The organism is Pseudotenacibaculum sp. MALMAid0570 (genome assembly GCF_040151415.1).
In the GTDB taxonomy this organism is placed as follows: domain Bacteria; phylum Bacteroidota; class Bacteroidia; order Flavobacteriales; family Flavobacteriaceae; genus Polaribacter.
The window spans coordinates 114,221-139,618 of the sequence record NZ_JBDKWF010000050.1; the positions used below are offsets into that span (position 1 = coordinate 114,221).

At 30.5% G+C, this 25,398-nt stretch carries 20 protein-coding genes; 17 read left to right on the forward strand and 3 right to left on the reverse strand.

Going from position 1 to position 25,398, the window contains the following annotated elements; translation table 11 throughout:
• Nucleotides 1-7: 7 nt before the first annotated feature.
• From gmd to AAON49_RS12860, 13 genes are read left to right on the forward strand one after another with little or no spacing between them, the layout of a single operon-like run.
• Nucleotides 8-1,111 (forward strand): GDP-mannose 4,6-dehydratase, encoded by a 1,104-nt coding sequence (gene gmd / locus AAON49_RS12800; RefSeq protein WP_349555135.1) that lies wholly within the window; start codon nt 8-10, stop codon nt 1,109-1,111.
• A gap of 3 nt (nt 1,112-1,114) precedes the next feature.
• Complete coding sequence (locus tag AAON49_RS12805) at nt 1,115-2,173, forward strand: GDP-L-fucose synthase family protein (RefSeq protein WP_349555136.1); 1,059 nt, start codon at nt 1,115-1,117, stop codon at nt 2,171-2,173.
• A gap of 15 nt (nt 2,174-2,188) precedes the next feature.
• A complete protein-coding gene (gene asnB / locus AAON49_RS12810) occupies nt 2,189-4,006 on the forward strand; it encodes an asparagine synthase (glutamine-hydrolyzing) (RefSeq protein ID WP_349555137.1) in 1,818 nt (605 codons plus the stop codon).
• 12 nt (nt 4,007-4,018) lie between these two features.
• Nucleotides 4,019-4,459, forward strand: coding sequence for an FAD synthase family protein (locus tag AAON49_RS12815; protein WP_349555138.1), 441 nt, complete (start codon nt 4,019-4,021; stop codon nt 4,457-4,459).
• A gap of 42 nt (nt 4,460-4,501) precedes the next feature.
• On the forward strand, nt 4,502-5,866 hold the full coding sequence (locus AAON49_RS12820; protein ID WP_349555575.1) for an oligosaccharide flippase family protein: 1,365 nt from the start codon (nt 4,502-4,504) through the stop codon (nt 5,864-5,866).
• Nucleotides 5,863-6,552, forward strand: coding sequence for a CDP-alcohol phosphatidyltransferase family protein (locus AAON49_RS12825; protein ID WP_349555140.1), 690 nt, complete (start codon nt 5,863-5,865; stop codon nt 6,550-6,552). Before AAON49_RS12820 ends, AAON49_RS12825 begins: the two co-directional genes overlap by 4 nt.
• The gene (locus AAON49_RS12830) at nt 6,536-7,747 is read left to right on the forward strand and encodes an O-antigen ligase family protein (protein WP_349555141.1); all 1,212 of its coding nucleotides are present in this window, start codon (nt 6,536-6,538) and stop codon (nt 7,745-7,747) included. The genes AAON49_RS12825 and AAON49_RS12830 overlap by 17 nt, the downstream gene beginning before the upstream one ends.
• Nucleotides 7,748-7,761: 14 nt before the next feature.
• Complete coding sequence (locus AAON49_RS12835; RefSeq protein ID WP_349555142.1) at nt 7,762-8,967, forward strand: O-antigen ligase family protein; 1,206 nt, start codon at nt 7,762-7,764, stop codon at nt 8,965-8,967.
• A complete protein-coding gene (locus AAON49_RS12840) occupies nt 8,964-10,124 on the forward strand; it encodes a glycosyltransferase (protein WP_349555143.1) in 1,161 nt (386 codons plus the stop codon). Before AAON49_RS12835 ends, AAON49_RS12840 begins: the two co-directional genes overlap by 4 nt.
• A gap of 29 nt (nt 10,125-10,153) precedes the next feature.
• Nucleotides 10,154-11,503: an exopolysaccharide biosynthesis polyprenyl glycosylphosphotransferase gene (locus AAON49_RS12845; RefSeq protein ID WP_349555145.1), complete on the forward strand. Its 1,350-nt coding sequence runs from the start codon at nt 10,154-10,156 to the stop codon at nt 11,501-11,503.
• A complete protein-coding gene (locus AAON49_RS12850; protein ID WP_349555146.1) occupies nt 11,503-12,258 on the forward strand; it encodes a glycosyltransferase in 756 nt (251 codons plus the stop codon). The genes AAON49_RS12845 and AAON49_RS12850 overlap by 1 nt, the downstream gene beginning before the upstream one ends.
• A gap of 53 nt (nt 12,259-12,311) precedes the next feature.
• Nucleotides 12,312-13,586 (forward strand): phosphoribosylamine--glycine ligase, encoded by a 1,275-nt coding sequence (gene purD / locus AAON49_RS12855; protein WP_349555148.1) that lies wholly within the window; start codon nt 12,312-12,314, stop codon nt 13,584-13,586.
• Complete coding sequence (locus tag AAON49_RS12860) at nt 13,586-14,623, forward strand: glycosyltransferase (protein WP_349555149.1); 1,038 nt, start codon at nt 13,586-13,588, stop codon at nt 14,621-14,623. Before purD ends, AAON49_RS12860 begins: the two co-directional genes overlap by 1 nt.
• Here AAON49_RS12860 and AAON49_RS12865 read toward each other — a convergent pair.
• Both AAON49_RS12865 and AAON49_RS12870 read right to left on the reverse strand, forming a co-directional pair.
• Nucleotides 14,597-15,637 carry a sensor histidine kinase gene (locus AAON49_RS12865; protein ID WP_349555151.1) on the reverse strand — a complete coding sequence of 347 codons (1,041 nt, stop codon included), beginning with the start codon at nt 15,635-15,637 and terminating at the stop codon, nt 14,597-14,599. The genes AAON49_RS12860 and AAON49_RS12865 overlap by 27 nt on opposite strands.
• A gap of 11 nt (nt 15,638-15,648) precedes the next feature.
• Entirely contained in the window at nt 15,649-16,347 is a 699-nt protein-coding gene (locus AAON49_RS12870; RefSeq protein WP_349555152.1) for a response regulator transcription factor, read from the reverse strand.
• 183 nt (nt 16,348-16,530) lie between these two features.
• Here AAON49_RS12870 and AAON49_RS12875 point away from each other — a divergent pair, with 183 nt between their 5' ends.
• The 4 genes from AAON49_RS12875 to AAON49_RS12890 all read left to right on the forward strand — a co-directional run bounded on the left by AAON49_RS12875 (nt 16,531) and on the right by AAON49_RS12890 (nt 23,342).
• The gene (locus AAON49_RS12875; RefSeq protein ID WP_349555154.1) at nt 16,531-19,254 is read left to right on the forward strand and encodes a TonB-dependent receptor; all 2,724 of its coding nucleotides are present in this window, start codon (nt 16,531-16,533) and stop codon (nt 19,252-19,254) included.
• A gap of 107 nt (nt 19,255-19,361) precedes the next feature.
• Nucleotides 19,362-20,528, forward strand: a complete 1,167-nt coding sequence (locus AAON49_RS12880) for a beta-helix domain-containing protein (RefSeq protein ID WP_349555155.1) — start codon at nt 19,362-19,364, stop codon at nt 20,526-20,528.
• A 146-nt stretch (nt 20,529-20,674) separates the two neighbouring features.
• On the forward strand, nt 20,675-22,537 hold the full coding sequence (locus tag AAON49_RS12885) for a DUF5689 domain-containing protein (protein WP_349555156.1): 1,863 nt from the start codon (nt 20,675-20,677) through the stop codon (nt 22,535-22,537).
• A gap of 88 nt (nt 22,538-22,625) precedes the next feature.
• Complete coding sequence (locus tag AAON49_RS12890; protein WP_349555157.1) at nt 22,626-23,342, forward strand: 3'-5' exonuclease; 717 nt, start codon at nt 22,626-22,628, stop codon at nt 23,340-23,342.
• Here AAON49_RS12890 and AAON49_RS12895 read toward each other — a convergent pair.
• On the reverse strand, nt 23,339-25,198 hold the full coding sequence (locus AAON49_RS12895; RefSeq protein WP_349555158.1) for an ABC-F family ATP-binding cassette domain-containing protein: 1,860 nt from the start codon (nt 25,196-25,198) through the stop codon (nt 23,339-23,341). The two genes, AAON49_RS12890 and AAON49_RS12895, sit on opposite strands and share 4 nt — an antisense overlap.
• Nucleotides 25,199-25,398: the final 200 nt, after the last annotated feature.

The following is a 25,398-nucleotide window of genomic DNA, read 5'->3' on the forward strand; positions in this document are numbered from 1 at the left end:
AAGATAGATGAGTAAGATAGCTTTAATTACAGGGATTACAGGTCAAGATGGAGCATATTTGACAGAATTCTTATTAGATAAAGGATATATAGTACATGGGATTAAAAGAAGAGCCTCTAGTTTTAATACACAGAGAATAGATCATCTTTATCAAGATCCTCATATTGATAATCGAAAACTTGTTCTTCATTATGGAGATATGACAGATAGCTCAAATCTTATAAGAATTATCCAAGAGACACAACCTGATGAAATATATAATTTGGCTGCTATGAGTCATGTTCATGTATCTTTTCAAATGCCGGAATATACTTCCAATGTTGATGGATTAGGAACCCTAAGGTTATTAGAAGCAATTCGAATATTAGGTCTAGAAAAGAAAACAAGGATATATCAAGCTTCTACTTCTGAATTGTATGGAAAAGTTCAAGAAGTTCCACAAACAGAATTAACACCTTTTTACCCTAGAAGTCCATATGGAGTAGCTAAATTATACGCTTATTGGATATCTGTTAATTATAGAGAAGCTTATGGCATATTTGCTTGTAATGGGATTTTATTTAATCATGAATCGCCTATTAGGGGAGAGACTTTTGTTACAAGAAAAATAACAAGAGCAGTTGCAAAGATTGCTTTGAATATCCAAGATAAAATTTACTTAGGAAATTTGGATGCTAAACGAGATTGGGGTCATGCAAAAGATTACGTAAGAATGATGTGGATGATTTTACAAGCAAAAGAACCAGAAGATTGGGTAATAGCTACAGGAAAGACTACCACAGTAAGAGATTTGCTAAAAATGGCTTTTAAACAAGTTGGAATAGAACTGGTTTTCAAAGGAAAAGGAATAAATGAAAAAGGATATGTCTCATCATGTATGAATAAAAAATACCAAATAGAAATAGGTAAAGAAGTTGTAAATGTCGATTCTAATTATTATCGCCCTACGGAAGTAGATTTACTTGTTGGAGATGCTTCAAAAGCGAAAGAAAAATTAGGCTGGGTGCCAGAATATTCTTTGTTGGATATGATAAAAGAAATGATTGATAATGATATTTTGTTGATGCAAAAAGAATTGTATTTAAAAAAAACAGGAAACACAATGTCTTAAAAAATGGAAAAGCAATCTAAAATTTATATAGCTGGCCATAGAGGACTTGTTGGGAGTGCCATTCTTAAGGAACTAACTAGAAAAAAGTACACTAATATTATAACTAAAACACATAAAAATTTAGATTTAACTGATCAGAAAGCAGTTGCAGATTTTTTCGAAAAAGAAAAACCTGAATATGTGTTTTTAGCCGCTGCTAAAGTAGGAGGAATAGTTGCAAACAATACTTATAGAGCAGATTTTATTTATGAAAATCTGATGATTCAAAATAATGTAATATATCAAAGTTATAAATGTGGTGTAAAGAAACTTCTTTTCCTAGGAAGTACATGTATTTATCCAAAAAATGCTAATCAACCGATTAAAGAGGACTCATTATTGACGAACGTTCTTGAATATACAAATGAACCATATGCTATTGCTAAAATAGCAGGAATAAAAATGTGTGAAAGTTATAATATCCAATTTGGAACTAACTTTTTATCTGTTATGCCTACAAATTTATATGGGCCAAATGATAATTTTGATTTAGAGAAGTCACATGTACTTCCTGCTTTAATTAGAAAAATTCACTTGGCAAAAATGTTTTCAGAAGGGAGAAAAGAAGAGTTGATTAAAGATTTAGGAGTTAGAGATTATATTCAAGCATTAAAGATTTTAGATCAATACGGAATTGCAGTAGATAGTGTAGAAATTTGGGGATCTGGTAAACCAATGAGAGAGTTTTTGTGGTCAGAAGATATGGCTGAGGCATGTGTTTTTATAATGGAAAATGTAAATTTTGAAGATTTATATAAGAATAAATTAGAAATTAAGAATACTCATTTAAATATTGGAACAGGAATAGAAATCTCTATCAAAAATTTAGCTTATTTAATAAAAAAAGAAATAGGTTATAGTGGAAACTTCATTTTTAATACTGAAAAACCTGATGGGACTTTAAGAAAAGTAACTGATGTTTCAAAATTAGAGTCGCTAGGCTGGAAACATACTATAGGACTAAAAGAAGGGATCAGAAAAATATATGATTGGTACCTTAATAATGAATTAATTAAACACTAATATAATTGTAAGAGTATGTGTGGTATTAATGGGATCTATTCTAAGAATACTGTTAGCGAAATAAAAGCTAGAATAGAGTCAATGAATGATTCTATTTATCACCGAGGACCAGATTCAGGAAGCTTTTACTTTGATGAAAGTAAACTGGCACTTGGGCATAGAAGGTTAAGTATTATAGACGTAAGAGAAATTGCTAATCAACCCATGCACTCTAATAATGAACAGTGGCACCTTGTTTTTAACGGAGAGATTTATAATTTCCAAGAAATAAAAAATCTTGTAGATTATGATTTTAAAACAAGTTCAGATACTGAGGTAATTTTAGCGTTAGTTCAAGAATTAGGGATTGATGATTTCCTTGAAAAAGCTAATGGTATGTATAGCATAGCACTATACAATTCAAAAAACAAACAAATTACTTTAATACGTGATAGAATGGGAATTAAGCCATTATATTACTATAAAGATGAAGAGAATCTTATATTTTCATCAGAAATTAAAGCAATATTATCAAGTGGATTAGTTGAAGCAAAATTCAATGAAAATGCAGTAGATGAATATTTGGCTAACAGATATATTAGATCTCCTTATACTTTTTTTGAAAACATATTTCAAGTTCCTCCAGGAAGCTATTTAACTCTAGATAAAAACTTAAAGATTAAAGAAACTAGTTATTGGGGTCTACCAGAAGAGTTTAATAGAGATTCAGAATTCGATGAGAAAAAAATAGCTTCACAATTGGATAATAAGATTACCAAAGCAATTAAGTATCGATTAATATCAGATGTCCCTCTTGGAACATATTTGAGTGGAGGAGTTGATTCTAGCCTTATCACTGCAATTACAGCATTAAGTAAAGAAGAAGTTGTAAATACTTATACAATTGGATTTGAAGAGATGAATGAGTTTGAATATTCAAAGATAATCTCAGAAAAATATAAAACAGATCATCATGAAATTTTGATGAAAAAGGATGATTATATGGATCAATGGGAACGATTAATTCGTTTTAAAGACGCTCCATTAGGTGTGCCAAATGAGATTCCATTAGCAGTGATGTCTAAAAAGTTAAAAGAAAAGATTACTGTTGTTTTATCAGGAGAAGGAGCAGATGAGTTAATGGGAGGTTATGGAAGAATTTTTAGAGCAGCATTTGATTATAATCAACAAAGCCCTAATGAAAGCTTTTACGATTACTTTATATCAAAATACGATTACGTATCTAGAAGTTTAAGAGATCAACTTATTAGTACCCCAAAAAAATATAGAAAAATATTTGATGAAAAAATCAAAGCAGATTTTAGAACTCATGCCAATGATGAAAATATTTTTCGATTTTTTCATAAATATCATGTCAAAGGTTTACTTCAAAGAGTTGATATGACTACTATGCAAACTTCTGTTGAAGCTAGAGTCCCTTTTTTGGATCATGAATTAATTGAATTTACATATAAAAAGGTACCTTACGAACTAAAATTGAATTGGCTAAATAAAGAAGCAAAACAGAAAGCATTAGAATCTGATGCTAATAACTATAGTGAAGTTTTAGACATACCAAAATACCTGCTAAAGAAAATTTCGTACAATTATTTACCGAAAGAGATAATTGAACGAAAAAAAGTAGGATTTCCAGTTCCATTAACGAAATGGTTCGAGAACTTAGAAACTCAAGCAAAACAACTATTAGAAAACGCTAGTTGGCTGAAAGTAGGAGTTGTCGAAGACTTAATAAAAAAGAGTAAAACAGAAACAAGAGCAGGACAGATTTTGTGGATGTTTATTAATATTGAATTATTTAAAAGAAATTATTTCCACAAAGAATGGAGATGGTAAAGAAATATATTTATGTACAAAAGAGGAGATGAAAAAACAGTAATTGGGTATACATCTGGTGTTTATGACCTTTTTCATATAGGTCATCTAAATTTGCTGAAAAATGCTAAAGGATTATGCGATAAGTTAGTTGTAGGAGTAACAACAGATGAATTAGTCTCATACAAGAACAAAAAAGCTATTATTAATCAGCAAGAAAGGATGGAAATTGTCCGAAGTATTAAATTTGTTGATGCTGTTGTGCCTCAGGAGAATATGGATAAGTTTAAAATGTGGGAGCGTATTAAATTTGATATCATGTTTGTAGGTGATGACTGGTTTCAAAGCGATAAATGGAAAGAACTTGATGAAAAGTTTAAAGAAGTAGGAGTGAAGATTGTTTATTTCCCTTATACTAAAGGAATTTCATCTACTTTGATTAATGAAACCCTTAAGAAACTCAGAGAAGAATAATTATTATTGAATTCAAAATACTTACATCTTGGTATTTCATTATTGTGCAAAATAGGAATCAATATTTTTGTTGTTTTCTTTGTCGCCTCTAGGTTAAATGTAACAGATTTCGGAAGCTTTTCCTTGGCTTTTGTCTTTTCAGCTCTGTTTATTTCAATTTTTGATTACGGTTTAAACTTAAAAAGCTTAACACTAGCAGGTAAAGAAATTTCTATAATTTCCAAAGATATTTCATTGATGCTTTACACGAAGGTTTTTATAGTTTTTATTTCTTTAATTGCATTCACTATTTTTTTAGTAAGTAATAAATATGATGTTATTACAAATAAGGCAATAGCTATTTTAGTTTTGTCATCTGTGCCTATCTCTTTTGGAAATTTTTATGTAAATAGTTTTAAAATATTTCACAATTTTAAAAGTGAAGCGATAGGCTTTGTAATACAAGCTTTATTAATTCTAATACTAATTGTCTTCAATGAATTCTATGGAGAAAATAACATTATTACTTACACATATATTATAGCAATTGCTAGAACAATCTATTTTTTATATGCATTTCTAATTTTTCAAAAAAGATTTACAATAGTATCATCATTTGCTAGATCAGATATTTTAAATACTATAAAAACAACAACTCCTTATGCAGTTCATTTAATACTTGGCTCAAGTATTATTTATATAGATACCTTTGTTCTTTCTTTTTTATCAAGCTTAGACGATGTTGGAATTTATCAAGCAGGAATGAGAATAATTATGGCAGGAATGCTTATTTCGGTAATTTTAAGCGATGCTTTTATTCCCGAAATTTCATCTCTTAAGAAGAAAAAAAATATTGCCAAGAATAAATTGAAGAGCTTGTTTGAGTTTGTTATTTTCTTTGCCGTATTAACGTCTACTTTAATATTCTTTTTTAAAGAAACCATTATTACGTTACTTTTTAATGATGAGTATTTAGCTTTAAATACATTTGTGTTTTACATTATTTTAATTTTATTTTTGAGATATATAGGAATAGTTCCAGGGATTATATTAACAAGTTTTTCTAAGCAAAATGTTAGAGCCAATGCTGTAGTAATTTCTGTTATTGTTAGTGTTGTTTTAAATTGGGTGTTAATCCCTGTGTTAGGAATCGAAGGAGCATTTATTTCAAGTCTTATAGCTCATGTTGTTCTTAATATTATATATGTATATAAATCGTTTAAAACTGTTTCATTTTTTGTTCTCAGTAAACAATATTTAGTGATTTTTGCACTAATAGTGTTAAATTTAACCATACAAATTATTTTTCTAAAAGATAGTTTTTCGAATTTTATTATTGCAATGCTTCTTAGTATGATAGTCCTTGTTTTATATTTAAAATATACAAAGTGGAACGTGTTTTTAAACCCAGCAAAAAATATAGAATGAGGTATTCTTATAAAAGTGTTAAAGAAAGTTTTCATAATCAAGAACCTTGGTTAAATGTGCTTCTTCTTAAGTATATAACAATGCCAATGGTATATTTTATTATAAATTACACTAAAATTACACCAAATTTCATAAGCATTATTTCATTGATTTTTGGTGTTTTATCGGCTTATCTTTACTTTACTGGAGAGATATTTTTAGCCGCAATATCCTATTTTATATCGTATATTTTTGATGCGTTGGATGGAAAGGTCGCGAGGTTAACAAAAAAAGGAAAAGTATATGGGGCTTGGTTAGATATTTTCATTGACAGAATTAACTTAGTATTAATATCTACAGCCATATCATACAATTTTTATAGTAATACTGAGGATATAAGACTCTTGTTTCTGAACTCTATTTTTTTAGGGCTTGTTTTTATAGGTTCTGAGAGCAGACATCATATTAACTTATTTAAAAGTAAAGAAAGTATCAAAGAGAAAGAGCCAACATCTAATTTTAAAATTTGGTGTAAGCAAAGAGGACTTATTTATGAGCCTATTTCTCTTGTAGAAATTATTATTTTTTATTTGATTGTTGCTCCGTTGCTAAATATTGAACTATATTCATGTGTCATAATAATATTCTTTTTAGGTTTAAGAATTATAAAGCAACAATTATTTTGGATAAATGCGTCTAAATCTTAATAAAGCGATTCCTGTTTTTTTTATCATTTGCTTTTTGGCAATGGCAGTTCCCTATGTTTTTACAATAGGAGAGCCAATAGTTTTTCAACAAGACTATTACGCAAAAAGGATTATGACACTACTATCATTCCCTTTTTTTGGATGGGTGTTTTTTGAGCTTTTAAGAAGGGAAAAACTGAAGTTGAAAAATTGGGTTATTTTCTATCTCTTTATATACGCTATCGTTTTTATCCTATCCATAATTAGAGGTAATAAACTTACTTTAATAATCACTGATGCTTTTATTGCTTTATTACCCATTTTCTTTTATGTGTTGGTTTTTAAAACATCAGTATCTCTAGAATCGTATAAAAATAATTTTAAAACCTTTGTTTTTTTAGCTGTTTTTCTTGTACTTTTTGGAGTAAAGTTGCAGTTTTCATACTTTACTTTAATTGCTATTGCATACATCCTTTTTTACGTTAAATGGATGCCTCAAAATATTATTCTTTTTGCCTTAGTGCCAATTATTGCTTATCAAAGTTTAATAGGGAAAAGTGCATTTTTAATGTTGTTATTTGTAATAGGCTATTTGTTTTTTTTCGATTCTAAGAACATTAGTAAGAAAAAGAAAGTATACCTCTTATTAATTCCTTCTGTTATTTTTACAATTGCTGCTTTCATTTTTTGGGATAAAATACAAGGAACCGGAGCATATAAGAACTTTGTTTATTTTTTAAGGCACGCAGACTTTTCTAACTTAACATTTCAAGATCACTCTACAAGTCATAGATTATATGAAGCATCAGTAGTGAAAGAGAATTTTGCAAATAACAATATCCTTTATAAATTGTTTGGTAATGGTTTTGGAAGTACAATTGATCTTTCTGGGACATCAGATATGACAATAGCCCGATCAAATTCAGATATCCACAATGTGAGAAACATACACATGGGTTTTTTTGCAGTATTGAGTAGATACGGAATTATTGGATTAACAATATACTTAGGATTTGTTATTAAAATGCTCTTAGTTTGCTTTAAGACATTAAAAAGAGAAAATCATTATTCAATAACATTAGGATGTTTATACATTCTAATTCTTTTGTTTGATTCTTTTATTTCTTTTCCACATATGATGTCAAATTTCTTGTTTTGGTTTACTGTAGCAATAGTTTTGTACGATAGGAAAAAACAGAAAATGAATTACAAGTAGCAATAATATTAGAGATGAAACTAGATCAAGTTATAAAAATTTCGCTTATAAGTTTTGGAGCCTTTCCTATAATCCCTTTTAAGATAAAGGGATTACCAGTAGCATTATTATTAATTTGCGCGATAGTTGTTTTCACAAGAAACAAAATAAAAAAAGGCGATTTAAAACAGTTTTTTATATTCTCTTCTCTTTTTTTTATAAATATTGCAAGCCTACTAAATACATTTTCTTTCCCCGGGAAAAAAATAGAAATAATTCTATCGTTGTTGCTAGTTCCATTGTCTTTTTTAACTGTAAACTCTTATGTTTCAAGTAAAGTAAAAAAGAATTTTGCTTACACTTTTGCAATTTCAAGTGCAATTTTAGCAGCTAGTCATTTGCTATACTATTTTAATTTGGGATTATTTTCTGAAGACAGCTTGAAAGTTAATTCTTTTAGAAAAGCAGTTACTCAAATACCAATACTAAATGATCACCCAATATATGTTTCAATATTCCTGGCAATTGCAGTAATATTATCTATTAATTATTTTAAAAAAGCAGGGAAAAAACAAAAATTGATTTACTTTTTAGTAATGATGTTGTGTGTGATTGATCTTATTCTATTATCTAGCAAAGGCGTTTTAATAGGAATGGTTATATCTATATGTTTATATTTCTTTTTAGCTATAAAAAGTATCAAAACAAAAGGATTGTTAGTCGCAGGGTTTTTAGGCTTATTTATCCTTTCTATTTTCTATGTGCCAACATTGGAAAGAAGGTTTAGAGAGCTGAAGATTCAATCTACTTATAACAAGATACAGCCTAACAATTCTTCTAGCGTTAGGATTGGAATTTATAAATGTGTATTTAAAACAATTAATAAAAAACCAATAACGGGTTATGGGTTAGGAACTTATCCGCAAAAAGAATGCTATCAAGAGTTATCGGATCATCTGTATAAATTGAATTATAACTCTCACAATCAGTTTTTAGGTTATATGTTGATTGCAGGTGTTTTCGGTTTATTTGTTCTTCTGTTTTTTCTGTTTTATAATATAAAATCAGCGATGGTTTTTAAAGATCATTTGTATTTTACTCTAATTATTTTTTTCTCAATAATAATGCTTACCGAAAACATCCTTGAAAGGCAATCTGGGTTGATTTTGTTTATATTTGTCTCCTGTTTACTATTTTATCAAAATAGAAACCATAAGAAAAATGCTAAAGATATTGAATGAAAAAGATCTTAATTCTTTCCCCGTTTTTCTTTCCTGAACCTATTTCTACAGGAAAGTTTAATACAGATATGGTTCTTGAATTAAATGAAGAAGGGCATGAAGTTACCGTTTTATGCTTCCATCCATTTTATCCAAAATGGCAAGTAAAAGAATCCAGTGAAACTTTAGAAGGAATCAAAATTGTTAGAGGAGGAAAGAAAATAAAATATTCAAAAAAGACATTTTTGAGAAGAATGGTTTTAGAGCTTAGTTATGCTTGGTATATCATTTGGAAAATCATTAAGTATCAAAAAAATGCCGATATAGTAGTTCCAGTTTTCCCTCCAAGTTTAGCTTTTTATGTAATCCTTCCATTTCTTAAAAAAAGGATTCGAAAAGTAGGAATTGTTCATGATTTACAGCTGATTTACGCATCTCAAAGAAAAGGAAGGTTAAGCAAGTTTGTTAATTTTATTATTAGTTCAGTTGAAAAGAAATGTTTTAAAAACTGTGATAAATTAATTTTCTTATCAGATGAAATGAAAAACACAGCACAAGAACTCTATGGTCTGAATAGCAATAAATTAATAGCTCAACTCCCTTTTATTACGATTAATGAGAATATAACTACAAATGATTTAGGAGACATTCTATCTGAAGATGATCATAATATAGTATATTCTGGTGCTTTAAGCGAGAAACAAAATCCCGAGGGTATGTATGAGTTTTTTAGTTTTTTGACTAAAAAAAACTCACTATTTAAGTGTCATATTTTTTCTCAAGGACCTGTTTATGAACTATTACGAAGTAAAAATCAAAATGAAAACATTCTATTTCACGATTTGGTACCAAGAAAAAATATAGAAGAACTTTATAGAAGGAGTACAGTACAAATTGTTCCTCAACTTCCTAATACTTCAAAAGGGTCTTTGCCTTCTAAACTTCCAAACATTTTAGCGTCTGGTACTAAAGTGCTTGTTATTACTGATAAAGAAAGTGAAATAGAACAACTTTTTTTGAACCATAAACTAGATAAAGTAATTACAACTTGGGATAAAGAAAATCTTCTATTTGCAATTACAGAGCTCATTAATAAATCAGTAAATTCTAAAGAGCAGAAGGAGATAGCAAAGAGATTATTTGATATTGATAATCTGATTCAAAAGATTTTGAGTTAAAAAGCTATATTTGTTTATAAATTTACGCTTTGAAGTATCGTTACTCCTATCTTATATTGCCTCTACAACTTGCTTTAGATTTGCTAGCTATTGTTTTGGTTGTTTTTTTTATAAATGACAAAGCTTTTCTCAATTCTCTTTTTTTAGGGGTAATTGTTCCATTTTGGCTTATTACTTCTTTTTTTACTGGCTTTTATAAAGTATACAGATTTACAAAATTTCTTAGAGTTTTAAACTTGATAGTCAGGCAATTTTTTGTTTTTACATTAGGGTTTTTTGCTTTTTTTGGAATTTTTAAAGAAGGCCTTATAGTAAATAATCAATTTACGGTTTTAATTTCAATATTTACGGCTACTTCAATTCTAAAGTTTATATCTTTTTTCGTTTTAAGATTTTATAGAAACTTAGGTAAAAATTATAGAAAAGTTGTAGTATTAGGAGTAGATGATACAACTAGAAAAATAGTCTCTTTATTCAACCGAAAAACAGCCTTAGGATATAAATATTATGGAAGTTTTACGGATAAAAAAATTCAAAAAAAATTAGGCAATATCAAAGAAAGTTTTGATTATATACTGGAAAATTCTGTTGATGAAATTTATTGTTCCCTAAAAGAGTTAGATCAAAATACAATTAAAAAAGTTACTATATTTTGTAACAAGAATAACATCGGTTTAAAATTAATCCCTGAATCAGATAAACTTTTTAGTAAGAATAGGAATGTTGAGTATTATGATGATACTTTAAAAATATTGCATGTTAGAAGATTGCCTTTTGAGTTTTATGAAAATTATTTAATAAAACGATTTTTTGATATTCTTTTTTCATTCTTTGTTTGCCTATTTATAATGACGTGGGTAACTCCAATATTGTGGTTGCTCATTAAAATAGAATCTAAAGGGCCAGCTATTTTTAAACAGAAAAGAGAAGGATTAAATGGACGTCAATTTGTGTGCTATAAGTTTAGGTCTATGAAACTTAATTCACTTTCAGATAAAGTTCATGCCACTCAAAATGACATGAGAGTTACAAAAATTGGCAGTTTTATAAGGAAAACGAGTATTGATGAATTACCTCAATTTTTTAATGTACTACAAGGAAGTATGAGTGTTGTAGGACCAAGACCTCACTTGCCTTCATTGTCCTTAGAATATCAAAAAGATGTGGAAGATTACTTGAAAAGACATGTTGTAAAACCAGGTATTACGGGATTAGCTCAGGTTAGTGGTTATAGAGGAGAAATCAAAAGAAAATCAGACATAAAAAATCGAATTAGACTTGATATTTTTTATATCGAAAATTGGTCATTTTTGTTAGATATTAAAATAATAATAATGACTGTATTTAATGTTTTTAAAGGAGAGGAAAAAGCTTACTAATGATTGACTCAGCAAATATAACGGCTTCAATAGTCTTATATAAACAAGATCAAAAAGAATTATTAGAAGCAATAAAAAGTTTTAAAGAAAGCAATGTTACAGGAAAATTGTTTCTGATAGATAACTCTCCAACTAATCAAATTAAGAACATAATAAAAGATAAATCAACTGAGTATCTTTTTAATCATAAGAATTACGGTTTTGGAGCTGGTCATAATCAAATATTAGAAAAAATTTCGGATTCGCAGTATCACCTTATTTTAAACCCAGACGTTAGTTTTGGGCCTGAAGTGATTGGTAAATTGATTACAGAATTAAGCAAAGATGAAGATTTGTCTATGATAGCTCCAAAAGTCTTTTATCAAGATGGTCGACTCCAATATAACGCTAGAAGATATCCATCTTTATTAGGATTAGCTCTAAGATTTTTAAAAGTATCTAACAAGTATACTAAAAGAAAAGAGTATAGAAATATAAATTTGAATGTGCCTTTTATTCCTGATTTCATTCAAGGAAGTTTTTTGTTATTTAAAACCAAGGATCTTCTTAGTTTAAAAGGGTTTGATCAACGATACTTTTTATATATGGAAGATGTTGATATTTGTAAAAAAATTGAAAAATCTGGAAAGAAAAAAATGTATTATCCCCATGTACATATTCATCATACATTAAAAAAAGGTTCAAGCAAAAATTTCAGACTATTTCTAATTCATATCAAATCAATCTTTAAATATTTTTTGAAATGGGGTTTTTAGTTCCGTAAATTAAATAGAGGGAGTATATTTGTCAATATTTTCTAAACATAAACATGAATATACTCATTTTAGGATCCGGAGGAAGAGAACACGCATTTACACATAAACTCGTTCAAAGTACAAAAGTCAACCAAGTTTTTGTAGCTCCTGGAAACGCTGGTACCAATAAAATAGCCACCAATATACCTATTAACCCAACAGACTTTTCTGCAATTAAATCAGCAGTAATTAATCAAAATATCAATATGGTTGTTGTCGGACCAGAAGCGCCTTTGGTAGAAGGAGTTCATGATTTTTTCTTGAATGATGAAGATTTAAAATTGATACCAGTAATAGGACCCAAAAAAGACGGAGCTTTATTAGAAGGAAGCAAAGATTTCTCTAAAGAGTTTATGATAAAGCATGGAATTCCTACGGCTCAATATAAATCATTTACTAATCAAACTTTAGCTGCAGGGAAATCATTTTTAGAAACATTAAACCCTCCTTATGTATTAAAAGCAGATGGTTTGGCAGCTGGAAAAGGAGTTTTAATTTTAGATTCATTACAAGAAGCAAAATCTGAGTTAGAAGAAATGCTCTCTAATCAAAAATTTGGAGCCGCTTCTTCAACAGTAGTTATTGAAGAGTTTTTAAAAGGAATTGAACTTTCCGTTTTTGTTCTGACTGATGGGAAAAATTATAAAATTTTGCCTTCGGCAAAAGATTACAAAAGAATTGGCGAGGGCGATAAAGGATTAAATACAGGAGGAATGGGAGCTATCTCACCAGTACCTTTTGCTGATGAAGATTTCTTATCTAAGGTAGAAGAAAGAGTTGTGAAACCAACAGTTATTGGACTTCAAAAAGATAATATAGATTATAGAGGGTTTATTTTCATAGGATTGATGAATGTTAATGGAGATCCTTTTGTTATTGAATACAATGTGAGAATGGGAGACCCAGAAACGGAAGTGGTCTTACCAAGAATAGAATCAGATTTATTGGATTTGTTTGAAGGTGTAGCAAATCAAACCTTGAACGAAAAAGAGTTCTCCGTAACACAACAGACAGCAACAACTGTAATGTTGGTTTCTGGAGGATACCCTGAATCATATGAAAAAGGAAAAGAAATTTCTGGGTTTGAGAATATTGAAAGTTCTATTGTTTTTCATGCCGGAACTAAAGCTGAAAACGATTCAGTAGTAACAAGCGGAGGTAGAGTTATGGCAATTACCTCTTTTGGAAATTCTATAGAAGAAGCATTGTCTAAATCGTATGAAAACATCGAGAAGATTCATTTTGAAAAAATGAATTACAGAAAAGATATTGGGTTTGATTTAGTATGATGAAGAAGGTAATTGTTGCGCCGTTAGATTGGGGATTAGGACATGCCTCTAGATGCGTTCCAATTATAAAAGCTCTTTTACAAAATCAATTTTCACCAGTGATAGCTAGTGACGGAAAAGCATTAGCTTTTTTGCGTAAAGAATTTCCAGATTTGGAAGTTTTAAAACTTCCTTCTTATAATGTTACTTACAAGAAAAACTTAAAATGGAGCTTGTTTAAAAAGATTCCATCTCTTCTTAAAACCGCTAAAGAAGAAAGAAAAATTATTAACCGATATGTTAATGAAAACTCAAATGCTGTTGGAATTATATCAGACAATAGATTTGGAGTATATTCATCAAAAATTCCTTCAGTTTATATAACGCATCAATTGAATGTTTTATCTGGAATTTTTACACCAATTACAAGCTGCTTTCATCAAAGAATTATCAAAAGATTTGATGAGTGCTGGATTCCGGATGAAGAAGGTTCATTATATTCTGGAAGACTATCAAAATCTAAAAGAAAACTCAATCAAAAATATATTGGAATCTTAAGTAGGTTTCAAAAAAGAGAAGTTGAAAATACAATTGATATTTTAATTGTTTTATCTGGCCCTGAACCCAATAGATCAGAACTAGAGTTACTGTTGAAACAGTCTTTTCAAGACTCAGAAAAGAGTGTGGTTTTGGTTAAAGGTGTTGTAGAAGAAGATCAAAAAGAAGAGATGTATAGAGGAATTAGAGTTCTAAACTATATGTTGTCTGATGAATTGGAAAAAGCATTAAATACCGCAAGCTTAGTTATTTGTAGATCCGGATATTCGTCCATAATGGACTTGGTTAGACTGGATAAAAAAGCACTGTTAATTCCAACTGAAAATCAAAATGAACAGGAGTTTTTAGCAGAGTATGTAAAAGAAAAAGAGTTTTTTTCTTCAATAAATGAGAAAGATTTTTCTATAGAGGCGTTAGATTTTACAAAAGAATTTAAGAATAAAACTGAGACAGGAAGAGATTTAGATAGTCGTTTATTTCGCCTTTTCCAAAGTAAATGAAAACTCGGAACCTTCTCCATAAGTACTCTTTAGAAGAATTGTTTCATTATGAGCTTCAATAATGTGTTTTACAATAGAAAGACCTAATCCAGAACCTCCTTGTTCTCTAGATCTGCTTTGGTCTACTCTGTAAAAGCGTTCAAATAAACGAGGAATGTTTTCTTGCTTAATGCCTTCTCCATTATCACTAACCTTAATAATAAACTTTTTATCATTATAAGATTCAATTCCAACGGTAGTAATCCCATTTACTTTACCATATTTGATGGAATTAACAATCAAATTAATTAATACTTGCTCAATTCTTTCAATATCACCTTTAACAAAAATTGGAAATTCATTCGCCTTGTCAAACTGTAAAGCAATATTTCTTTTTTTAGCTCTCATTTCAAACAAATCAAACACATTCTGAATAACTTCAAGGATATTAAAGACCTCTGAATTCATATTCATTCCATCTGTTTCCAGTTTTGCAATCATATCTAAATCTTTCACAATAGAAACCAGTCTCTCAACACCTTTGTTAGCTCTAGATAGATACTTGTCTCTAATCATTTGATCGTCAGCAGCTCCTTCAATTAGCGTAAGAATATAACCTTGAACAGTAAAGAGAGGTGTTTTTAATTCATGTGCTACGTTTCCTAAGAAATCTCTTCTAAACGAATCTCTTTCAGTTAAATTTTGAATTTCAATTCGTTTTCCTTCAACGTAGTCTTGTACGCTTTTAGAAAGAGCATCAATATCTGTAGTTGCTGAAGATCGATTAAAATCATCAACATTTAAAATAGAAACCTGATCGTAGATTTTTTTTATTCTTTTATAAATAAATCTTTCAGCTCTATATTGAATAATAAAGAATGAGAGAAGAACAATAAGAATCACAAAAATGATTAAAGCAATCCATGGATTTTCTTTAAAAAACAAAAAATACAAAAGAGAAGCCGCTGAAATCGATGCTAAAGCAAGATAGATTGAAGACCAAAGAGCAAAAGAGTATGTTTTTTTAAGTCTCATGAAGCGCAAATTTATTTATCTGCACCTTCTAATACAAACTTATAGCCAACTCCTTTTACAGTTTTAAAATATTCATCCCCTATTTTCTCTCTAAGCTTTCTTATATGAACATCAATAGTTCGTCCTCCTACAACAACTTCATTACCCCAAACTCTATCTAAGATAATTTCTCTTTTAAATACCTTTCCAGGCTTAGAAGTAAGTAATGAAAGTAATTCAAATTCTTTTCTAGGTAAAGTAATTTTAGTACCGCTTTTTACGATAATATACTCTTCTCTATTAATTACAATGTCACCAACTTTTGTAGTTGTATCTGCTTTTTCTTCTTTTTTAAGTCTTCTAAGCAAAGATTTAACCTTGCTTACAAGGACTTTAGGTTTTACAGGTTTTGTAATATAGTCATCAGCACCAGCGTCAAATCCAGCCACTTGAGAGTAATCTTCTCCTCGGGCTGTTAAGAAAGCAATCAATGTATTCTCCAAGCCTTTAATGGCTCTTATTTTTTCGCATGCTTCTATACCATCCATTTCTGGCATCATAATGTCTAATAAAATAAGATGAGGATTTACTTTTTTGGCTGTTTTTACAGCTTCAAGACCATTGCCAGCTTTATAGATTTCATACCCTTCGTTTTTCAAATTGTAGCCAACGATTTCTAAGATGTCTGGCTCATCATCAACAAGAAGAATCTTGATGTCACTGTTATTCATGTTTTTGTGAATGATTGTTCCTCAAAAATAGGCATTAAAAAGTAAAAACCAAGGACTTAACAATCATTTAATATCGTAACATTCTAGTAACATTGGTCTAACTGAAGCATAATATATGAGTAACTTTTTATTTACAAAGTTGAGAGACTTTTGCACTTTAAAATCATTGTATTAAGAACATAAATGAAAAAATTCGTAGTAATTCTTGCTGTTATTTTTAGCCAAATGGCACTTTCGCAAGAGAAAGGAAGAATTAAAGGGAAATTGTTAGATAAAGAAATGAACAATGAACCCTTATCGTTTGCTAGCGTAATTCTGAAAGGAACAACCACTGGGGTTGAAACAGATTTGGAAGGAGACTTCTCAATATCTGTAGCTCCTGGAAATTATACAGTTGTTTTTAGCTTTTTAGGATATCAATCACTAGAAGTTGCAGTGGTTGTAAAAGCTGGAGAAACTGTCACTGTAAATAGAACTTTAGAAGCTGCGCAAGGAGTTGCTCTTGATGAAGTTAAGGTAACAGCTACAACAAGTAAAGAAAAAACTTCTGCTTTAATTATAGAGCAAAAGAAAGCAATTTCAATTGAAACTAAAATTGGAGCTCAAGAATTGTCAAAAAAAGGAGTTTCTGATGCTACAGGAGCTGTGGCAAAAACTGCTGGAGTTGTAAAAGGCTCTAAGAATGTGGTTGTAAGAGGACTAGGAGATCGATATAATTCTACTTCTTTAAATGGACTTCCTTTGCCTTCTGAAGATCCAGAGTATAAAAATATTTCATTGGACTTCTTTGATACAAGCGTGATTAAAAATATTGGTGTAAACAAAGTTTTTAATTCATCAATTATTGGAGATGTAGGAGGAGCTAATATTAATATCGAATCTAAAGAGTTAACAAAGAGAAAAACAGGGAGCATATCATTTTCTACAGGAGGAAATTCACAAACGGTTAGTAAAGATTTTTTAACAATAGATGGTACAAATCGTTTTGGAACAGGAAACGGGTTTTCTATTCCTGTAAGTAGCTTAACACAATATTCTTTCTCAAATTCATGGAAACCAAATACTCAGAACTTTCAATCAAATAATAGTATTTCTTTTTCTGTAGGAAGAAAATTTGATGTTGGTGAAGAAGGAAAACTAAGCTTGTTTCTAATTGGAGGTCATAGCGGAAACTATAATTTTACTGAAGGAAACATAAAACAAACAAATAGTACTGGAGATATTTATCAAGATCAGAATTTTGATAAATATGAATATAATGTTTCTCAAATTTTGATGGGAAATGTAAAATACAAGTTTCCAAAAGGTCATGAGTTGGCATATAATCACTTGTTTATTCATAACAACAAACAATCTATTGGAGATTATTTTGGTACTGTAAACCCAGAGCAAACAGGAGATTTAGAGTTCCAAAGAAGACAACAAGTAAATGACAATAATCTTTTTGTAAATCAATTTTTAGGAAAGTTCATTTTATCTGAAAGATACACGCTAGAAGGGAAAGCTTCTTTAAACTTTATTCAAGGAAATGAGCCAGATAGAAGAACTAATAAATACTTGTTTAGAGATAATTTCTATAGTCCACAAACAAATAGCGCGGGAGAAAATGAGCGATATTTTTCTAAACTACAAGAGCTAGATAATAACGCTTATGGTAAGTTAACTTACAAGTTAAACGAAGATGAAGAAGACATTAGTATTTTAGAAGTTGGAGGTCATTTTAGATATACAGAAAGATTATTTTCTGCTACAATATTCAATCACGGATTTAATACTAGAGTTCCTATCGATGTAAATGACCCAGATGCAGTTTTTAGCCAAAACAATTTAGACAGTGGTGTTTTTTCTTTACAAACAGGTAGAGGAGGAATCAATAATCCATTTGCATTTGATCCTTTTACCTATAGAGGTAAAAGATTAATTCAATCTGGTTTTGGAAATTTAGTTTATCAATTAAATGAAAACTTAATTGTGTCTGGAGGTATACGATTAGAGTCTGTTCAGCAGAGAGTGACTTACAGTACAAATATTGCAAATAGTGATACTAGTGGAGCGTCTAAAATTAATGAATTTTATGTGCTTCCAAGTATGAACGTAAAATACAATTTCAACGAAAACAGTATTTTGAGATTAGCAGGAAGTGTAACATACACAATGCCTCAGTTCAAAGAAACAGCACCGTTTAAATATCAAGACGTGAGTTTTTCTAGTCAAGGAAATCCAAATTTGATTCCTTCAGATAATTACAATTTTGATGCAAAGTATGAGTATTATTTTTCTTCAAGTGAGTTAATCACTGTAACAGGTTTTTATAAGTACATACAAAACCCAATTTCAAGAAGTGAGATTCCTAGTGGAGGAAATACATTAACCTACTTAAATGTTGGGAATGATGCCTCAGTTTTTGGAATAGAACTAGAAGCTAGAAAGAACTTATTAAAAAGCGATGAAGAAGCAGAGTTAGAATATTCATTTGATGCAGGGTTGAATACATCTTTCTTATCATCAAAAGTAAATTTAGATCAAGCCTCTGTCGCTCAGTTTACAAACTCATCAAGCAACTTAGAAGGAGCTACACCTTTTTTAATTAATGCAGACATTTCTTTTAACAAACAGTATAAGAATAGTGAGTTAACTAGCTCCTTAGTTTTTAACTACTTCAGTGAGAGAGTTTATTCAATTGGAACTAGAGGCTTTGAAAATATTTTAGAAAAAGGAATTCCAACGCTAGATATAGTTTCTTCCTTAAAACTAGGAGAGAAATACAATCTGAAATTCAAAGCACAAAACTTGTTAAATCCTGCTTTTCAGTTAAGTAGAGATGGAGCAAATGGAGGAAGCAATGTAGTGTTAGGAAATTATAAAAAAGGAGTTAACCTAAGTTTAGGTGTGACCTATGATTTTTAAGAAAAAGGACATTTAATTAATATTTTTTTAAAGCATTGCTGATACTTAAGAAACCTTTGATTTGAAAATTTGTGTCAGCTAATTAAAACAAAATAAAACACAGCAAAATGAAAAAAAATCTTTTATCAGCGTTCGTAATTGCAAGCCTTATTTTTACAGGATGTACATTAGATGATGATGACAATACAGGAGGAGGAACTACAGGCCCAGTAACTTCTCAAAACTTATCAGGAAACTTAACTTCAGATTTAACATTGCAATCTGGATTAGAATACACTTTAACAGGAGCTCTTTTTGTAAAATCTGGAGCTACATTAACCATTGATGCAGGTGTAACTATTGAAGCGTTAGCTGGAGGTACAGATGTGTATATTTTAGTAGAAAGAGGCGGTAGAATTGTAGCAGACGGAACTGCTGCAAATCCAATTAAATTTACTTCAAGTGCTTCTAGTCCACAAGCTGGAGATTGGGGAGGATTAATTATTAATGGAAGCGCACCTTTAAGTCGTCAAAATGGAGCACAAAGTAATGCTGCTACTGAAGTAAACAATACAATTTTTTTTGGAGGAGATAATGCTTCAGATAATTCAGGAATTATCAACTATGTGATTTTAGAATACACAGGAGCTAGAATAGACGATGAAGCTGAGCACAATGGATTAACTCTTAATGGAGTAGGTAACGGAACTACAATTAGCAATATAGCTATTCTAAATGGAGACGATGATGCAATTGAGTTTTTTGGAGGAACAGTAAATGCTTCCAATATCTTAGTTGTAAACGCTAAAGATGATATGTTTGATTTTACGCAAGGTTATACAGGAACTTGTACAAACCTTTATGGAATTAGAGAAGCGTCATATTCGGCAGTAACTTCAGACCCAAGGGGAATAGAAGCTGATGGAAATTTAGACGGAAACTCTCCAACAGATATCAATCAATCTGTATTTACCATTAATGGGTTAACTATTATCAATAATGGAAATGGGGTACAAATGTCTGATGCTATCAAGGTAAGAAGAGGTGCAACAGCTACAATTACTGGAGCTTATGTAGCATTAGGAACTGGAGCAACATACTCTGACTTTATTGACTTAGAGGATTCTAAGGGAACAGCTACAGCAGCAACTACTATTACAGTAGTTGGTAACTCTTCAAATGGATTAGATATAGCAGATAACAAGAATGCTCCTGGGGCAACAATTAATGCTTCTAACGGAACATCTAGCAGTGTAGATAATTCCATTTTTTCTTGGACTGGATATAATTTCTAAAGATAAAATAGAAGAATAATTTATAAAGCAGGCTTTATGCCTGCTTTTTTATACTCACCCTTATAATTTAATCTGTTAAAAACGAATAAAAAGACAAGATATTTTATATCTTTAAAGCATCTTTATTTTAAACTAAACTTTTATACATGAGAAAAAATTACTTTTTAACTTTACTATTCACCCTTTGCTTGTCTGCTTTTTCTTTTGGTCAAGTTATTTTGGCCGAAGGGTTTTCTTACTCTGATGGGAATCTTGTCCCAAATGGAGGTTGGACAAACTTTAGTGGAACAGCTTCGGAAATACAAGTCGCATCAGGGCAGGCAGTTATGTCCCATGGAAGCGGGTCTAGAGAAGACGCTTCTCTTACTTTTGCTACTGTAGCTGGAGATATTTATTATGCATTTAATCTGTCTATTGATGATTTAGGTTCTCCTGTTTCAGGATCAGATTCTGAATATTTTGCAAACTTTTTAGAAGGAACTAGTAATTATAGAGCAAGAATGGATATTGTACCTCCGTCAGGAGCTGGAGATTATTCTATAGGTATTGCATCTAATAGTTCTACAGCAGAAGCTACATGGGGAACTGATTTAACCTTTGGTCAATCTTATCGAGTTGTTGTAAAGTTTGATCAAGTAACAGGAACTGCTCAATTATGGGTTGATCCAACAGTATCAACTGATACATCAATCTCTGGATCAGCTATTGGAGCTTTTACTGTTGATCAATTCGCGCTAAGACAATCCAATTCATCTTCAGACGAAACTATTCGTATTGATGACTTAATGGTGGGTCAAACATTTAATGATGTTTTGGTTTTCTCTGTACCAACAAACCCAACAATTTCTATTGGTGGAATTTCAACGAATCAGATTTTTAACCCAGAAACCACTGAAGTGACCCCAACATTGAGTATTTCAAACTTTACTTTGTCTGCTGATGCTGGAGGAGGAGTTTCAGATAACTCTGGAGATGGTTACATTGCTACTGTCTTACAAGAAACTGGGCAAGCTGATGAGAATGCAAGTTTTTTTACAACTACACCACCGGCAATTACAGTAGTAGCTGGTAGATCATATACGATAACTGCCGAATTAGTAGATAATAGTGGGAACTCTTTATCGCCAGCTGTGTCAGCTAGTGTTTCGTTCTCTGTTGCTTCCTATGCACAAGTTGCTGATATCGCTGCTTTGAGAGCAGGTACAGAAGGAAATTATTATGAATTGACGGGAGAGGCAATCATGACTTTCGACGCGATGAATTCAAGAAATCAAAAATATATTGAGGATGGAACTGCTGCAATTTTAATTGATGATGATAATGGAACAATCACTACATCCTACAATGTAGGAGATGGAATCACAGGAATTAAAGGTCAATTAAGTTCTTTTAGCGGTGTCTTACAATTTGTACCACAAGTTGATCCTGGTGCAGCTTCTACTACAGGAAATGCAATTACTCCTCAAGTTGTTACTATTGCTGATTTAAATGCAAATTTAAATGACTATGAGTCGGAGTGGATTACAATTAACAATGTAACCTTTACAGATGGTGATGGTGTTGCTACTTTTGCTGCTAGCACTAATTACGATATTACTGAAGGAGGAAATACTCTAGTCTTTAGATCAGCATTTAGTACTGCAGATTTTATTGGAAATGTAATTCCTACAGGTACCGCAAATGTTACAGGTCCTGCAGCAGAGTTTAATGGTACAGCCCAAATTTTTGGTACTTCTTCTGCTAACATTGTATTAAGTGTTCAGCAAAATGAGATAGAAGGATACTCGGCATATCCAAACCCTGTGAAAGGAAACAACTTGACAGTTACTACTAATAGTATTGATAAAAAAGAAGTGGTTCTTTTCAATGTATTAGGAAGAAAAGTATTTACTCAAAGTTTTACTGGAACAAGAAAAACTCTTGATATTACAGGAATCAACTCTGGTATATACATCTTAAAAGTAACTCAAGGAACTAAGGTTGCTACACAAAAAATAATTATAGAATAAAAAATTCTAATTATAGATTTCATAAAAGCCTCGAATTTTCGAGGCTTTTTTATTTTTAGTAACTTAACATCAAAAAATAATTGCAAAAATGAATTTAAAGATCAACGTAAAAGACATATTGTTTCTAGATATAGAAACGGTACCCCAAAATGAAAAATGGGAAGAATTATCGCAAAACCATCAAGAGTTATTTACCAAAAAAACAGCCTATCAAAGAAAGGATGATATTGAGCCCGAAGACTTTTATGAGAGAGCAGGAATTTGGGCCGAATTTGGGAAAATCATCTGTATTTCTGTAGCTTATTTTGCTGAGAAAAATCAAAAAAGAACATTAAGAGTAACTTCTTTTTCTGGAGACGATGAGAAAACTATTTTACAGGATTTTAAAAACCTCCTAGAAACACATTTTAATAAGAATCAACACCTGTTGTGTGCTCATAATGGCAAAGAGTTTGATTTTCCATACATCGCTAGAAGAATGATCATTCATCAAATAGAATTACCTAAAAAATTAAACCTGTTTGGAAAAAAACCTTGGGAAGTTCCTCATTTAGATACAATGGATTTATGGAAATTTGGAGACTATAAACACTTTACTTCTCTTCAACTTCTAACAGCTGTTTTGGGAATACCATCGCCTAAAGACGATATTGATGGAGCAGATGTTGGAAAGGTATATTATCAAGAGAAAAACTTAGAACGGATAGTAAGTTATTGTGAGAAAGATACAATAGCTGTTGCTCAATTGTTGCTTCGTTTCAATAATGAAAAGCTTGTTAAAGAAGATGAAATTGTACAGATTTAATCCTCCAATTTCATAGAGAGCTCTAACCAACGTTCTTCTTTTTGTTCAATAAGTTGAATAATTTCTTGCAGTTCGTTAGATTTTTCGGTTACCTGTTCTTGAGAAATGTCTTCTTGAGTGAAAAAAGATTCTAATGTTTTCTTTTTTCGCTCTAAATTTTCAATGTCTTTTTCAAGAGAACCAAATTCTCTTTTTTCTTGGTAACTAAGCTTTGATTTAGAAGGAGTTTTTTTGATATCACTCTTTTTAGAGTCTTTTTTAGTAGATTCTGTTGGTTTTGAATCTTCATAGGTTCTAAAATCAGAATAATTCCCCGGAAAGTTTTCTACAATACCGTCACCTCTGAATACAAACAAAGAATCTACAATCTTATCCATAAAATAACGATCATGAGAAACAACGATTAAATTCCCTGGATAATCTAATAAAAAGCTTTCCAAAACATTGAGCGTAATTACATCCAAGTCGTTCGTAGGCTCATCTAAAATTAAAAAATTAGGGTTTTGAATTAAAACTGTGCATAAATACAATCGTTTTCTTTCTCCTCCACTTAGTTTTTCTACAAAATCATATTGCTTTTTGCGATCAAAAAGAAAACGTTCTAATAATTGAGCTGCAGAAATTCTTCTTCCTTTTGTAAGCGGTATTTCTTCGCCATATTCTTTAATGACTTCAATAACTTTTTGACCTTCTTTAATTTGGATTCCTTTTTGAGTATAATATCCAAACTTAACGGTTTCACCAACAATCACTTTTCCGCCATTAACGGTTTCTTTTTGGGTAAGAATATTTAAAAAAGAAGACTTACCAGTACCGTTTTTCCCAATCACACCTATTCGTTCACCTTTCTTAAATACGTATTCAAAACCATCTAAAATAGTTAAATCACCAAAAGATTTTTTTAAGTTATGAAGCTCAACAATTTTGCTTCCTAACCGCTCCATATTGATCTCTAACTGTACAGTATGATCTTGCCTTCTTTTTTTTGCCTTCTTTTTAATTTCGTAGAAATCATCAATCCGAGATTTAGATTTTGTAGTTCTCGCTTTGGGCTGTCTACGCATCCAATCTAACTCTTTTTTAAAAAGATTTTTAGCTTTTTCAGTAGAACTCGCTTCTTGAGCAATTCTTTCTTCCTTTTTCTCTAAGAAATAAGAATAGTTTCCTTTGTATTTGTATAACTCTCCTTGATCTAATTCAATAATTTCATTACAAACTCTTTCTAAGAAATAACGATCATGGGTAACCATAAATAAAGTAATCTTTTCTTTTTTGAAGAACGATTCTAGCCACTCTATCATCTCAAGATCTAAATGATTTGTTGGTTCATCAAGAATAAGTAAGTCTGGTTTATTGATAAGAATAATTGCTAGCCCTAAACGTTTTTTTTGACCTCCAGAAAGCGTTGCTACTTTTTGATTGAGGTTATTTAATTTAAGCTTTGATAAAATTAATTTGTATTGTGTTTCAAAATCCCAAGCATTATGACGCTCCATAAGTTCAAAAGCTTTCTGATAGTTTTCTGAGTCTTCAGGATTTTGAAGGGCTAAGTCGTACTGTTTGATAATGGGTAAAATCGTATTCTCTGTAGCAAAGATTGTTTCTTCGATAGAGAGTTGAGGATCTAAATTTTGCTCTTGGGATAAATAAGCAATATTAATTCCTTTGCGTTGAATTACCTGACCTGAGTCTGGAGTGTCTTTCCCAGCAATAATATTTAGTACGGAAGTTTTTCCAGTTCCGTTTTTAGCGATGAAAGCAATTTTTTGATCCTTGTTGATTCCAAATGATAAATCTTCAAATAAGACTCTTTCACCATAAGATTTTGATATATTTTCTATTGAAAGGTAATTCACAAATAAAATTTTGACAAAGGAAACAAAAAAACCCGAGTTCTCACTCGGGCTTAATCTTTAATTAAGATTAGGGGGAAGGTCTTAATTAAATAAGCTAACTTTTATAATATGTATGAAATAACAATTACAAAGTAAATTTACTGTCATTCATAAGATTACACAATACCATGATTTAGGGAAATTTTTTTCTCCCTAAAATG